General features: G+C 64.5%; 11 protein-coding genes. 6 read left to right on the top strand and 5 right to left on the bottom strand.

The window, feature by feature from the left end:
* The first annotated feature begins 49 nt into the window (after positions 1 to 49).
* Together C722_RS0104450 and C722_RS0104445 are read left to right on the top strand one after the other, a co-directional pair.
* Positions 50 to 661 (top strand): hypothetical protein, encoded by a 612-nt coding sequence (locus C722_RS0104450; protein WP_017639350.1) that lies wholly within the window; start codon positions 50 to 52, stop codon positions 659 to 661.
* Between the two features lie 103 nt (positions 662 to 764).
* Positions 765 to 2,258, top strand: coding sequence for an aldehyde dehydrogenase (locus C722_RS0104445; RefSeq protein ID WP_017639349.1), 1,494 nt, complete (start codon positions 765 to 767; stop codon positions 2,256 to 2,258).
* Between the two features lie 195 nt (positions 2,259 to 2,453).
* Here the strand turns inward: C722_RS0104445 and C722_RS25650 are convergent, their stop codons facing one another.
* The 3 genes from C722_RS25650 to C722_RS0104425 form a co-directional block, all read right to left on the bottom strand.
* Positions 2,454 to 3,875: an ATP-binding protein gene (locus C722_RS25650; protein WP_218186730.1), complete on the bottom strand. Its 1,422-nt coding sequence runs from the start codon at positions 3,873 to 3,875 to the stop codon at positions 2,454 to 2,456.
* 282 nt (positions 3,876 to 4,157) lie between these two features.
* Complete coding sequence (gmk, locus tag C722_RS0104430; protein WP_017639346.1) at positions 4,158 to 4,778, bottom strand: guanylate kinase; 621 nt, start codon at positions 4,776 to 4,778, stop codon at positions 4,158 to 4,160.
* Between the two features lie 10 nt (positions 4,779 to 4,788).
* Complete coding sequence (locus tag C722_RS0104425; RefSeq protein WP_017639345.1) at positions 4,789 to 5,649, bottom strand: YicC/YloC family endoribonuclease; 861 nt, start codon at positions 5,647 to 5,649, stop codon at positions 4,789 to 4,791.
* Positions 5,650 to 5,821: 172 nt separating this feature from the next.
* Between C722_RS0104425 and rph the strand changes: the two genes are divergently transcribed.
* The 4 genes from rph (at position 5,822) to C722_RS0104405 (ending at position 10,479) form a co-directional block, all read left to right on the top strand.
* Complete coding sequence (rph, locus tag C722_RS0104420; RefSeq protein WP_017639344.1) at positions 5,822 to 6,544, top strand: ribonuclease PH; 723 nt, start codon at positions 5,822 to 5,824, stop codon at positions 6,542 to 6,544.
* 16 nt (positions 6,545 to 6,560) lie between these two features.
* Positions 6,561 to 6,923 carry a DUF4870 domain-containing protein gene (locus tag C722_RS0104415; RefSeq protein WP_017639343.1) on the top strand — a complete coding sequence of 121 codons (363 nt, stop codon included), beginning with the start codon at positions 6,561 to 6,563 and terminating at the stop codon, positions 6,921 to 6,923.
* A 306-nt stretch (positions 6,924 to 7,229) separates the two neighbouring features.
* Positions 7,230 to 8,528, top strand: coding sequence for a membrane protein (locus C722_RS0104410; RefSeq protein WP_017639342.1), 1,299 nt, complete (start codon positions 7,230 to 7,232; stop codon positions 8,526 to 8,528).
* 46 nt (positions 8,529 to 8,574) lie between these two features.
* A complete protein-coding gene (locus C722_RS0104405; RefSeq protein WP_017639341.1) occupies positions 8,575 to 10,479 on the top strand; it encodes an acyltransferase family protein in 1,905 nt (634 codons plus the stop codon).
* Between the two features lie 65 nt (positions 10,480 to 10,544).
* On the opposite strand, the gene garD is transcribed toward C722_RS0104405, so the two are convergent.
* Complete coding sequence (garD, locus tag C722_RS0104400) at positions 10,545 to 12,101, bottom strand: galactarate dehydratase (RefSeq protein WP_017639340.1); 1,557 nt, start codon at positions 12,099 to 12,101, stop codon at positions 10,545 to 10,547.
* A gap of 21 nt (positions 12,102 to 12,122) precedes the next feature.
* Complete coding sequence (locus tag C722_RS0104395; protein WP_017639339.1) at positions 12,123 to 13,481, bottom strand: MFS transporter; 1,359 nt, start codon at positions 13,479 to 13,481, stop codon at positions 12,123 to 12,125.
* Positions 13,482 to 13,489: the final 8 nt, after the last annotated feature.

Genomic DNA, 13,489 nt, shown 5'->3' with positions numbered 1-13,489 from the left:
CGCTCCTGCTGCAGGCGTCCAACACAGCTCACCCCTGCAGGACCCTGCCATGAATACCGCCGCCTTGCGCCTCGTGATCCAGACCACCCAGGTGCGCGCTCGGGACAGTGGCGAGGCCAGCCGTACCTTCGCCGACCAGGCGGCGCGCACTGCCAGCGCCGATGCCACGCGCGGTCCGGCCCTGGAGCGCTTCGCCAGCGCCTATGTCGACAAGGTGCCCGATGCCCTGGAAGCCCTGCTGTTGCAGGCGCGGGCGGTGGCCTTCGAGGCGCCCCTGGCCGGAGTGCTGGAACGCGCCCTGGCCGGTTTCGCCCCGGCGGCCCTGGCCCAGGCGCCGTCCGCCAGCCTGGCGCTGCTGGCCGCGGCCTACCGCCTCCATCGCCTGCTCGAAGGCCTCCAGGAGCGCCTCGCCGCCTGGTGGGGTGCCGCTCGCGAACCGGCCGCGCCCAGCCTGGGCAATCTCATCGCCCATCAGGTGCTGGGGCAGCTCACCGTCGCCGCCCTGGAAGACGCCGTCGACGGCTGGCTCGACGACCTGGACGCCAGTGTCGCGGCGCCGCTCACCCAGCAGTGCTTTCAGCCACGGCAACGGCGCGGCGCCCTGGCCACGGCGCGGCCGGCCCTGACCTTGAGTCGGCAACGTCAGCGCAGCGTTCGATAAAACGCACGTTTCGGCGCCTTTGGCGGCCGACTGTCAAATATATTGATAACCCTCCCGGGCCGGTTTAGGGTGGCTGCTCACCGCCAACCGCGAGGAGTCACCCATGAGCTTGCCCAGCCGCGCCGAGTGGGAGCAGCGCTTCCAAGGTCTCACCCTGGAAGGTCGCGCCTTCATCGACGGCGCCTATGTCGATGCCGCCGCCGGCGCCACCTTCGATTGCCTGAGTCCGGTGGACGGACGCTTCCTCGCCAAGGTCGCCCGCTGTGACGCCGCCGATGCCGACCTGGCCGTGGCCGCCGCCCGCGCCGCCTTCCAGAAAGGCACCTGGGCGCACCTGGCGCCCGCCCAGCGCAAGCGGGTGCTGATCCGCTTCGCCGACCTGCTGCTGGCCAATGCCGAAGAGCTGGCGCTGCTGGAAACCCTGGACATGGGCAAGCCCATCGCCGACGCCTTCACTATCGACGTGCCCGCCTCGGCCAATGCCATCCGCTGGAGCGCCGAGGCCATCGACAAGCTCTACGACGAGGTCGCCCCGACGCCCCATGACCAGCTCGGCCTGATCACCCGCGAGCCGGTCGGCGTGGTCGCCGCCGTGGTGCCCTGGAACTTCCCGCTGATGATGGCCTGCTGGAAACTCGGCCCGGCGCTGGCCACCGGTAACTCGGTGGTGCTCAAGCCCTCGGAGAAGTCGCCGCTGACCGCCATCCGCGTCGCCCAACTGGCCCAGCAGGCGGGCATCCCCGCCGGCGTGTTCAACGTGCTGCCGGGCTACGGCCATGAGGTCGGCAAGGCTCTGGGCCTGCACCCGGACGTCGACACCATCGTCTTCACCGGCTCCACCCGGGTCGCCAAGCAGCTGCTGGCCTATTCCGGCGAATCCAACATGAAGCGGGTCTGGCTGGAAGCCGGCGGCAAGAGCCCCAACATCGTCTTCGCCGATGCGCCCGACCTCAAGGACGCCGCCGCGGCCGCCGCCAGCGGCATCGCCTTCAACCAGGGCGAGGTCTGCACCGCCGGTTCGCGCCTGCTGGTGGAGCGTTCCATCAAGGAAGAATTCCTGCCGCTGGTGATCGAGGCGCTCAAGGGCTGGAAGCCCGGCCATGCGCTGGATCCGGAGACCAATGTCGGGGCTCTGGTGGACACCACCCAGCTGGAAACCGTGCTGCGCTACATCGAAGCCGGCCATGCCGAAGGCGCCACCCTGGTGGCCGGTGGCAAGCGCACCCTGGAAGAGACCGGCGGCGTCTATGTCGAGCCGACCATCTTCGACGGCGTGAGCAACGCCATGAAGATCGCCCGGGAAGAGATCTTCGGCCCGGTGCTCTCGGTGATCACCTTCGACACCGCCGAGGAAGCCGTACAGATCGCCAATGACACCCAATACGGCCTGGCCGCGGCGGTCTGGACCCGCGACATCTCCAAGGCCCACAAGACCGCCCGCGCCCTGCGCGCCGGCAGTGTCTGGGTCAACCAGTACGACGGCGGCGACATGACCGCCCCCTTCGGTGGCTTCAAGCAGTCCGGTAACGGTCGCGACAAGTCCCTGCACGCCTTCGACAAGTACACCGAGCTCAAGGCGACCTGGATCAAGCTGTAGGAACAGAGCACTGGGCAAACCAAGGCTCGTAGTCAGGCCCAGGTCTGGCTACGAGCAGGGCCTGGGCCGACTATCGGACAGGCCGCGATGCAAGTGACTCGCTGTCCTTTATCAAAACCAGGTAAATCGGGGTGTGGTACAAGATCCTAAGAGACAGCTGCCAAATCCAACGCTCCATTCCCAGACATTTGTCCTTTAGGACGACTCACCTAGCCAGTATCGACGCCAGCGACGCTCGCCTTCGAAACGCACCTGTGACTGCTGGATAAGCTCATCAAGCGCTCGCTTGACTGTCCGATCAGAGATTTCAACGCCAATACGCTGATTGATTTCAGAGGACGAAGAGCCCGGATATCGTCCGAGATCCTCAATGATGAGCGCTCTCAATCGATGGGGTTCTATACGAGTCAGAGTAGTAACACCCTCTAGACCGCTACCGCGCAGCCAGGTAGGCGACACATAATAGCGTTTCGCTTTTGTCCGCCCCGTCTCCTCAACAAGTCCCAAGTCTCGCAGACGGCCTATCCAAGGCTTTAGTTCATCTGTCGCTGACAATTCGAGAGAAGCCGCTAATTCGGTAGAGGTAAACCCTTCATGTTGCGCCAATAGTCCGAGAGTGATGCGCTCGCGTCTCGTCAGCATAAAGCGCTCGTCAAGCGTTTTTAGCAAACCTATCATTTCCGGACGAACAATACGGCGTCGTATGATTACACAAACAGCATCTACCCTTTCATACAGCTCAGGTGCTGGACGACCATTGGACAACTGCACATCGTAAATAAGATCAAACCCCGTACCCTCTTTTTCCATCAATTGCAAGTCATGGAAAAGCACTGCCATCCGATCATTACGACGCCTGCTGGCATGAAGGATGTTAGCAGGTGTAACACCTAGAGGTAGACGCCCTGGATTAACCACCTCCAGCCTGTCCGGATAGAGATTCAAATATAGATCGCCACGCTGTGTATAAGGTCTATGGACCAAGGCATTAACGAGCAGTTCGCGAACGACTCGCTCATCGAAGGCAGGCACATGCTGACGATAGAAACCATCGGGCAGCTCATAGCTCTCTCGGAAATCAGGCACTTCTCGCCAAATAGCTTCTACCAGCTCTATTGGATTAGAGTGATAATCGGACCAGTGCCATTTATTAATCTTATTTCCCAGCTCGTCGTACTTGAGCACTTGCACGAGAGGCGCGCTACCCAATTTTGCTCGATCTCGTGCATGCCCTAAAAACAACACACCCAAGTTGGTCAGGTAGTCCCCATCGACCAGTCCGTAGTGTTCCAACAGTTCACTGTCGGATTTTTCCTTAAGCCCTGACTTCACTCGATCAGAACGGCGTAGACCACCGACTATGAAAGCGACCTGCAGTGGATCAATCTCTCTTCTAGAAACCCTCAAATGCGTCAGGGTTTCCCAAGGCAGCGTAGGCCTATCATTGAGCAGTTGCAGTACCTGGTCTCCCACAATGGGAACACAGGAATCACCCACCCGCATGAAATAGCGCCCATCGGTCGTCGACGCGATACCAAAGGATCTGGCGATATTGAGTTCGATGTACTCACTCTGGTTTTCTGCCACAACCAGCCGCGGAACCACAGCTACGTTCACCGTCAGCTCTTGGATGCGTTTTCTAATTTGATCGAGTAAGACCGGAGCTATGCGTTGCTCGGCTGGCGGCAGATCACAAGAGTCCTCTACCCAATGAGGAGACGACCACCTGCGCTATTGGCAAAGGCAACGCAATCGACCGCGACTTCGGTCCAAGCAGCTTGTTTACCCTGAACCTTACGCAGGGACTTTCGATCAAACTCTTCATTCTCGACGACCATCTGATGAGTACTCGGTCAGGCGCCTGGTCGGGTTCGGTATCTCACAACTTCATCCTCGCACTCAGCCCAGCAGATCCACCAGCAGGTCGTCATGCCGACGCTGCTGGCGATCCAGGCGCAGCTGGCGGGTGCGGAAGATCGACTTGAGGTCTTCCAGGGCACTGGCGAAGTCATCGTTGATGATCAGGTAGTCGTACTCGACATAGTGGCTCATCTCGCTGACCGCCTCGCGCATGCGCCGCTCGATGATCTCGGCGCTGTCCTGGCCGCGATTGTCCAGACGTTGGCGCAGCGCCGCCTGGCTGGGCGGCAGGATGAAGATCGACTGGGCGTGGGGCAGCTTGCGACGGACCTGCTGGGCGCCCTGCCAGTCGATCTCCAGGATCAGGTCGTGACCCTCGGCGAGGTCACGCTCGAGGGCGGCCTGGGAGGTCCCGTAATAGTTGCCGAACACCTCGGCGTGTTCGAGAAAATCGCCGTGCTCGAGCAGGTTGGTAAAGGTCGCGCAATCGACGAAGTGGTAGTTCACCCCGTCGGTTTCGCCTGGGCGCATGGCGCGGGTGGTGTGGGAGACCGACACGCGGATGTCGGGCAGGGCGTCCAGCAGGGCCTTGACCAGGCTGGTCTTGCCAGCGCCGGAGGGCGCGGAAACGATATAGAGGGTGCCGGGAAGGGCTGTCATGGAGGTTCGCCTATTCGATGTTCTGCACTTGCTCACGCATCTGTTCGATGAGCACCTTGAGATTGATGGCCGCCTGGGAGGCGCGGGCGTCGATGGCCTTGGAGCCCAGGGTGTTGGCCTCGCGATTGAGTTCCTGCATGAGGAAATCCAGCCGCCGACCAGCCGCGCCACTGCCCGCCAGGACCCGCCGTACCTCGGCCACATGAGTCTCCAGGCGATCCAGCTCCTCGGCCACGTCGCTCTTTTGCGCCAGCAGCACCAGTTCCTGCTCCAGTCGCGCCGGTTCGAATTCGACGCCCGCCTCGGCGCAGCGCTCGAGGATACGCCGGCGCTGCAGTGCCAGCAGCTCGGGCAGCAGCGTCCTGAGCGTCGTCACCTCCGCCAGCACCTGGACCAGCCGCTCCTCAATCAGGCGCGCCAGTTCGCGTCCCTCGCGCTGCCGGCCTTCGAGCAATTCATCCAGGGCCGCCTCGAACAGCGCCAGGGTCTGGGCCCCGAGTTCGGCGTCATCCACCTCGGCGCCTGCCAGCACCCCCGGCCAGGCCAGCACGGCCAGGGGATCGAGCTTGGCCGGCCGGGCGATCAGCGCCGCGACATCTTCAGCGGCCGCCACCAGTTGCGCGGCCCGGCGGGCGTCTACGCGCAGGACCGCGTCTTCGTCGCGCGCCTCGCGCAACACGCACTCCACCTTGCCCCGCGACAACCGTCGGCGCAGCGCCTCGCGCACACCGGATTCGAGCTCGCGAAAGGTCTCCGGCAGCCGCAGGTGCGGCTCCAGGTAGCGGTGATTGACCGAGCGCAGCTCCCAGCTCAGGGTGCCCTGGGGCCCCGGCCGCTCGACCCGGGCGAACGCCGTCATGCTGTGCACCATGGCAGGATCCTCGTCTGACGATGCGTGGATCTGGGGCGATCCAGAGCGCCCACGCATGTAAAACGCACGATTCTAGCGCACCTGATCGGAGCGACCCAATGCATCCGTGTCGCATGAGCCGGACGCTCTCTATACTATGGACCTGATACCCATGCCTTACAGGAAGCCCGCAATGAAGCGTCCCAGTGGCCGCGCCGCCGATCAGCTGCGCCCCATCCGCATCACCCGTCAGTACACCAAGCACGCCGAGGGTTCGGTTCTGGTGGAATTCGGCGATACCAAGGTGATCTGCACCGCCAGCGTCGAGGCCGGGGTGCCGCGCTTTCTCAAGGGCAAGGGCCAGGGCTGGCTCACCGCCGAATACGGCATGCTGCCCCGCGCTACCGGCGAGCGGAATCAGCGTGAAGCCGCCAAGGGCAAGCAGGGTGGTCGCACCCTGGAAATCCAGCGGCTGATCGGTCGTTCGCTGCGCGCCGCCGTCGACCTGTCCAAGCTGGGCGAGAACACCATCTACATCGACTGCGACGTGATCCAGGCCGATGGCGGCACCCGCACCGCCTCGGTGACCGGTGCCTGCGTGGCCCTGGTCGATGCCCTGGGCGCGCTCAAGCGCCGCGGCAACCTCAAGGGCAATCCGCTCAAGCAGATGGTGGCCGCCATCTCCGTGGGCATCTACCAGGGCACCCCGGTGCTCGACCTGGACTACCTGGAAGACTCCGCCGCCGAGACCGATCTCAACGTGATCATGACCGATGCCGGCGGTTTCATCGAAGTCCAGGGCACCGCCGAGGGCGCGCCCTTCCAGCCGGCCGAACTCAACGCCATGCTCGAACTGGCCCAGGGTGGTCTGCGCGACCTGTTCGAGCTCCAGCAAGCCGCCCTGCGCGGCGAGTAACGAAAAGGGTCAAGCCATGCACGATCTCGTCCCCGCCCCCAGTGCCGAAGCCCGGCGCTGGGCCATGCTCTGCCACTACGCCGCCTTCCTGGGCTTCGTGGTGCCCTTCATCGGTAACGTCATAGGTCCGCTGGTGGTCTGGCAGTTCAAGCGCGAGGACGATCCCTTCATCGACCGCCAGGGCAAGGAGGCGCTGAACTTCCAGCTCACCGTCACCCTGCTGCACATGATCTGCTGGCTGCTGGTGTGGGTGCTGATCGGCTTTCCGCTGATGCTGCTGGTGGCCTGCGTGGCCTTCGTGCTGACGGTGATCGCTGGTATCAAGGCCAACCAGGGCCGCGACTACCGCTATCCCCTGACCTGGCGGATGGTTAATTAACGGGCTTTTTGTGGCCTGCTTCTGATATCCGCGTTGAGGATTTCCGGTCGGTCTGTCGTCGTTTGACAGGCGCCGGAAGCCCTCCGCTATCATCCCCCGCGTCTTGCTTTCTTTACCTGTCGTCCGTGGCCGTTTCTGACCGCCATGGGCGGTAGCGTGCCTGCCTTTCGCTGGCAGACCTCATCCAGCCCAGGGACCACGCCAAGGTGGCGAACCCTCTGCTGGTTACCCCTTTCGCGCTTTTCACGTCAGCGCAGCGGGCCACCCATGGCCGGCTGTTTCGGCATCAACACAGGGATGATGATCATGTCGGCCGTAGTCGCCCCCCCGCAATCGGCGTTCCAGCAGGCTTTGTCCTGGCGCTACTCGACCCTCGCGGTCTGGACCGCCATCTCGCTGCTGTTCGTCGAGACCTTTTCCGGCGCCCTGCGCTATTACCTCGACATGGCCGGCGCCTCGGCGCTGATCTACCTCCCCAAGATCGCCTGCCTGGCGCTCTTCGCCCTGCAACTGGCCACCGCCAAGCTGCCGCGCATCCTCTGGGTGGCCCTGCTCAGCATCCCGGCCTATGCGGCCCTGGCCCTGCTGCACGGCGCCAGTATCAACAACGTCTTCTTCTCGCTGTTCGTCTACAGCCCGCTGCTGTTCGGCCTGCTCTGCGGCCGTGAGTTGCTGGAACAGCGGCGCCTGCTCGGCCGGGTGGTCCTGGGCCTGCTGATCGCCTCGCTCATCGGCATCCTGCTGGACAAGTACACCTCGGTCCCCTGGAAGGGCTACAGCTACACCCTGGGTGGCAACGACATCGCCGGCAACACCAACTGGATGGCGGGCGAGGCCGACCGGATCGCCGGCTTCGCCCGCGTGTCCAACGTGCTGGCCGCCCTGATCGCCGTCTACTGCCTCTATCTCTCCTACTTCGCGCGCTCCTACACGCTCTGGCTGCTGATGGCCCTGACCGGTCTCTTCGGCATCCTGCTGACCACCAGCAAGGCCCCCGCCGCCGCCTTCGCCTTCACCCTGGTGCTGATGCTGGGCCGTCGCTTCCAGTGGTCCACCTACCTGCTGCTGCTGCTCGGCGTGGTCGGTGGCCTGCTGCTGCCGATCCTCAGCCTGATCCGCGACTTCGATCCCCACGTGGTCACCAGCGACAGCGGCCTGGCCTCCTTCTACGACCGTCTGGTCAACACCTGGCCCAACGTCGTGGAGGTCATGAGCGAGCCCGGCTGGACCCTGACCGGCGCCGGCTTCGGCATGTTCGGCAGCACCATGGCCGCCTTTCCCGTGCCGGGCATGGACCTGATGGTCAACTGCGACAGCAGCGTGGTCTATCTCTGGTGCGTGTTCGGCGTGGTCGGCATCGCCCTCTACTGCCTGCAACTGCCGCTGTTCATCCGCCTGCACCTGAGCCGCGATCGCGAAAGCCACACCCTGCTGGCCATCGCCTTCTGCCTCTGCCTGATCGGCTGGACCACCGACCTCTTCGAGATCGGCGTGGCCAACCTCTTCATCGGTATCACCCTGGGCTATCTGCTGCTCAAGCCCAAGACCGATCCCGGCCTGCACCTGGTCCGCCCGGCACCGGAAACCCTGGCCCCCCACGCCTAGCCCGACGCCCCTCTCCCGCCTTCCCCTTGCCGCCCGGATGCCGCTCATGGACTTCAGGAAAGACATCAATGGGCTGCGCGCGATCGCCGTGATCGCCGTCGTCCTCTTCCATTTCAATGCCGACTGGCTACCGGGCGGTTTCGCCGGGGTCGACGTCTTCTTCGTCATCTCCGGCTTCCTGATCACCGGGATCATCTTTCGCGCCCTCGAACAGCAGCGCTTCCGCCTGTCCGCCTTCTATCTGTCCCGCGTCCGCCGCATCGTGCCGGCGCTGGCGGTGCTCTGCGCCGTACTGCTGATCGCCGGCTGGTTCTTCCTGCTGCCCAACGCCTATGGCGAACTGGGCAAGCACGTGGCGAGCAGCCTGGGCTTCGTCTCCAACCTGGTCTACTGGAAGGAAGCCGGCTACTTCACCGCAGCCGCCCATGAAAAATGGCTGCTGCACACCTGGTCGCTGTCGGTGGAATGGCAGTTCTACCTGATCTATCCGCTGGTGCTGGTGCTGCTGTCCAAGGTGGTATCGCTCAAGACCCTGCGGGTGCTGATCCTGCTCGCCACGGCGGTCGGCTTCGCCTTCGCCGTCACCGCCTCGCTGCTTTGGCCGGAAGCGGCTTTCTATCTGCTGCCGACCCGCGCCTGGGAGCTGATGGTAGGTGGCGCCGCCTATCTCTTCCCGCTGCAGCTCGCCGCTCGCTCGCGCCGGCTGCTGGAAGGCGCGGGGCTGATCGCCCTGGCGGTGGGTTTCCTGACGCTCGCCGAAGGCGATGTCTGGCCAGGCTACTTGGCGCTGATCCCGGTGCTCGGCACCGCCGCCATCATCCTGGCCGCACGCCAGGATTCGCTGGTCACCGGCAACCGCTTCTCTCAATGGACCGGCACCCTCTCCTATTCGCTCTACCTCTGGCACTGGCCGGTGGTGGTGTTCATGAGCTATGCCGGCCTGCTCGACCAGACGCCGCACCTGCTGCTGGGCATCGCCGCCTCCTTCGCCCTGGGCTGGGCCTCCTATACCCTGGTGGAAACCCGGGCCTCGCGCCGGAAGGGCCAGAGCGGTGCAGCCCTGGCCGCCGGCACCGGCCTGCTCGCCACCCTGTTCCTCAGTGCGGGCGCGGTGAATGCCACCGACGGCGCCATCACCCCACTGCGCAGCATCAGCCAGTCGGATCGCGCGCAATTCGTCCAGGAGTACCTGGATCGCCAGAAGAATCTCCACGATCTCTACTGGCTCAAGTGCGACGCCTATTCGGCCTTTACCCAGCGTCATCAGGACGCCATCGATCCCAGCTGCACCCATGCCCAGGGCAAGGGCGGCCTCTTCGTCTGGGGCGACTCCCATGCCCAGGCGCTGTCCTTTGGCTTGCGCAGCCTGCTGCCGGCCGGCCTGCCCTACTATCAGGTGGCCTCGGCGAGCTGCAAGCCGCGCCTCACCGACGACCTGGGTCGGCAGACCGAGACACGGGTGACCTGCAACTACTCCAATCGCACCGCCCTGGAAGCCATCCAGCGCCTGCGCCCGGACGTGGTGGTCATGGCGCAGAAGGCCGATCATGAAAAGACCGACTGGAAGGCCATCACCGAGCGCCTGCACAGCTATGGCGTCAAGCGCATCGTGCTGCTTGGCCCCGTTCCCCAGTGGAGTCCGTCGCTGCCCAGCGTCATCGCCATCCGCCATTGGGGCTCCACCGATGACCACATCGCCGACTCCGCCCTGGATCGCCATGTCCTCGCCACCGACCAGGCCATGCGCCAGGCCAAGCTCCCGGCGGGGCTGGAGTACATCTCCCTGGTGCAACACCTCTGTGTCGAGGATGCCTGCCGGGTAAGGGCCGCGGATGGCCGTACCCTGCTGCAGATCGACGATGGCCACCTGAGCGACAAAGGCTCACTGTTCATCGTCGGTCACTATCTGCTGCCGAACCTGCAACTGACGCCGGCCACCGCCCAGCGCTAGTTTCCCGGCGCCACGAAAAAGGGCCGATCCCATTAGGGATCGGCCCTTTTTTATTGCCCTGTGGCTCAGGTCACCGGAGCGGGATTGAACAGCGCCAGGTCGTTGTGCAGGCGATGGCGCTCCGCCCAGGTCTGGCGGCGACCGCTGGCCACGTCCAGATAGCACTGGAAGATCTCCCAGCCCATCTCCTCCAGCGACAACCGCCCGCTCACCACCCGCCCGGCATCGATGTCGATCAAGTCGGGCCAGCGCTCGGCCAGCTGGGTGCGGGTCGAGACCTTGATCACCGGCACCATAGACAGCCCATAGGGGGTGCCGCGACCGGTGGTGAAGATGTGCAGATTCATGCCGGCTGCCAATTGCAGGGTGCCGCAGATGAAGTCGCTGGCCGGGGTGGCGGCGAAATACAGGCCCTTGCCGCGGATCTTCTCACCGGGCGCGATGACCCCGGCGATGGGGCTGGTACCCGACTTGGCGATCGACCCCATGGCCTTTTCGACGATGTTGTTCAGGCCGCCTTTCTTGTTACCAGGGGTGGTATTGGCACTGCGATCGGCCATGCCCCGCTCCAGATAGCGGTCGTACCAGTCCATCTCGCGGATCAGCGCATCGGCCACCTCGGGGGTGGCGGCGCGCGGGGTCAGCAGGTGGATGCCGTCGCGCACCTCGGTGTTCTCGGAGAACATCACCGTGGCGCCCGCGCGCACCAGCAGATCGGCGGCCACGCCCAGGGCCGGATTGGCGGTGATGCCGGAGAAGGCATCGCTGCCGCCGCACTGCATGCCCACCACCAGTTCGGCGGCCGGTACCGTCTCGCGGCGGCGCTGGTCGAGCACCTCCAGACGCGCCTCGATCAAGCCCATGATCTGCTCGACCATGCCGGCGAAGCCGTTGGCCGAATCCTGCAGGCGAAACAGCCAGTCCTCTTCGTTCTGCCCAGCGGTGAGGTCGTCGCCCGGCATCAGCTGGCTGGCCTGCAGCTTCTCGCAACCCAGGCCGATGACCAGCGCCTGGCCGCCGAAGTTGGGATTGCGGCTGATGTTGTGCAGGGTGCGGATCGGGATCACCGCATCCGGGGCATTGATGGCCACGCCGCAGCCATAGCTGTGGGACAGCGGCACCACGTCGTCGACATGGGGATAGCGCGGCAGGATCTCCTTGCGCACCCGCTCCACGCAGTGATCCAGCACCCCCACCACGCACTGCACGGTGGTGGTCACCGCCAGGATGTTGCGGGTACCGACGCTGCCGTCCGGATTGCGGAAACCCTCGAAGGTGTAGCCCTCCAGGGGTTCGCCGATCTGGCCGGGCGCGGTAGCCTTGGGCAGGTTGTCCAAGGCGGGCGGCTCCGGCATGCGCAGCAGGGCTTCGGTGATCCAGCTGCCGGCCGGGATGTCCTGCAGGGCGTAGCCGATGACCTCGCCATAGCGCACCACCTCGGCGCCTTGCTTGAGGTCCACCAGGGAGACCTTGTGGCTCTGGGGAATGGCCTCGACGGTGGTCAGGCCATCGGCGAAGGCAGTGCCGGCGGCCACGCCGGGTTCGTTGACCACCACCCCGACGTTGTCCTGGGGGTGGAGCTTGATGTAGCGCGGCGAATCACGGTGATCGATCAGGTGCATTTTCTTATCCTCTGCCGGGGCTCAGGCCCGGACCGGGTCAGGCTGGGTCGCGCCCAGGATCTCGCCGTCGGCGGTACGCAGCTCGACGCGCTGGATGCGACCGACGATGAACAGGTAGCTGAACACCGCCACCAGGGCATTGGCGCCGACGTAGACCAGCGCCCACTTGAAGGAACCGGTGGCGGCGATGATGTAGCCGATGACGATGGGGGTGGTGATGGAGGCCAGGTTGCCGAAGGTGTTGAACAGGCCGCCGGACAGCCCGGCGATCTGCTTGGGCGAGGTGTCGGCCACCACCGCCCAGCCCAGGGCACCGATGCCCTTGCCGAAGAAGGCCAGGGTCATGAAGCCCACCACCATCCAGTCGGCATCGACGTAGTTGCAGAAGATCATGCTGGTGGAGAGCAGCAGGCCGCAGACGATGGGCAGCTTGCGAGCGAAGGTCAGGGAGTGACCGCGGCGCAGCAGGTAGTCGGAGATCACCCCGCCGAGCACCCCGCCGATGAAGCCGCAGATCGCCGGCAGCGAGGCGATGAAGCCGGCCTTGAGGATGGTCATGCCGCGCTCCTGCACCAGGTACACCGGGAACCAGGTCAGGAAGAAATAGGTGATGGCATTGATGCAGTACTGGCCGAGGTAGACGCCCAGCATCATGCGGTTGGTCAGCAGTTGGGTGATGTAGTGCCACTTGGGACCGCCGCCCTGCTGGCGGGCGCCGTTGTCCATGTCCACCAGACCACCGTTGTCGCGGATGTGCGCCAGCTCCGCAGCATTGATGCGCGGATGCTCCTTGGGATTGTGGATGTACTTCAGCCAGACCCCGGAGAAGAGGATGCCCAGGGCGCCCATGATGACGAAGACGTGCTCCCAGCCGAAGTGGAAGACGATGCCGCCCATGATCGGCGCGAACAGCGCGGTGGCGAAATACTGCGCCGAGTTGAAGATCGCCGAGGCGGTGCCGCGTTCGGCGGTAGGGAACCAGGCGGCGACGATGCGTGCATTGCCCGGGAAGGACGGCGCCTCGGCCAAGCCGACCAGGAATCTCAGCATGAACAGGGTGGTCACCGCCCAGGCCACCGGCAGGCCGCCGACCAGGCCCTGCAGTAGGGTGAACAACGACCAGAAGAAGATGCTGCCGGCATAGACCTTCTTCGAACCGAAGCGATCCAGCAGCCAGCCGCCGGGAATCTGCCCGGCCACATAGGCCCAGCCGAAGGCGGAGAAGATATAGCCGAGGGTGACGGCGCTGATGCCGAGGTCTTTCTGCAGGCTGGAGCCGGCGATGGCGATGGTGGCGCGATCGGCATAGTTGATGGTGGTCACCACGAACAGCATCAACAGGATCAGGTAACGCACCCGGGTGGGTCTTGTGGCATCCATGGGGATCC

The organism is Pseudomonas sp. 313, from assembly GCF_000316965.1.
Taxonomy (GTDB): Bacteria; Pseudomonadota; Gammaproteobacteria; order Pseudomonadales; family Pseudomonadaceae; genus Chryseomonas; species Chryseomonas benzopyrenica.
The sequence above is the reverse complement of the archived record's forward strand: the minus strand, read 5'-3'. Positions and strand labels throughout refer to the sequence as shown.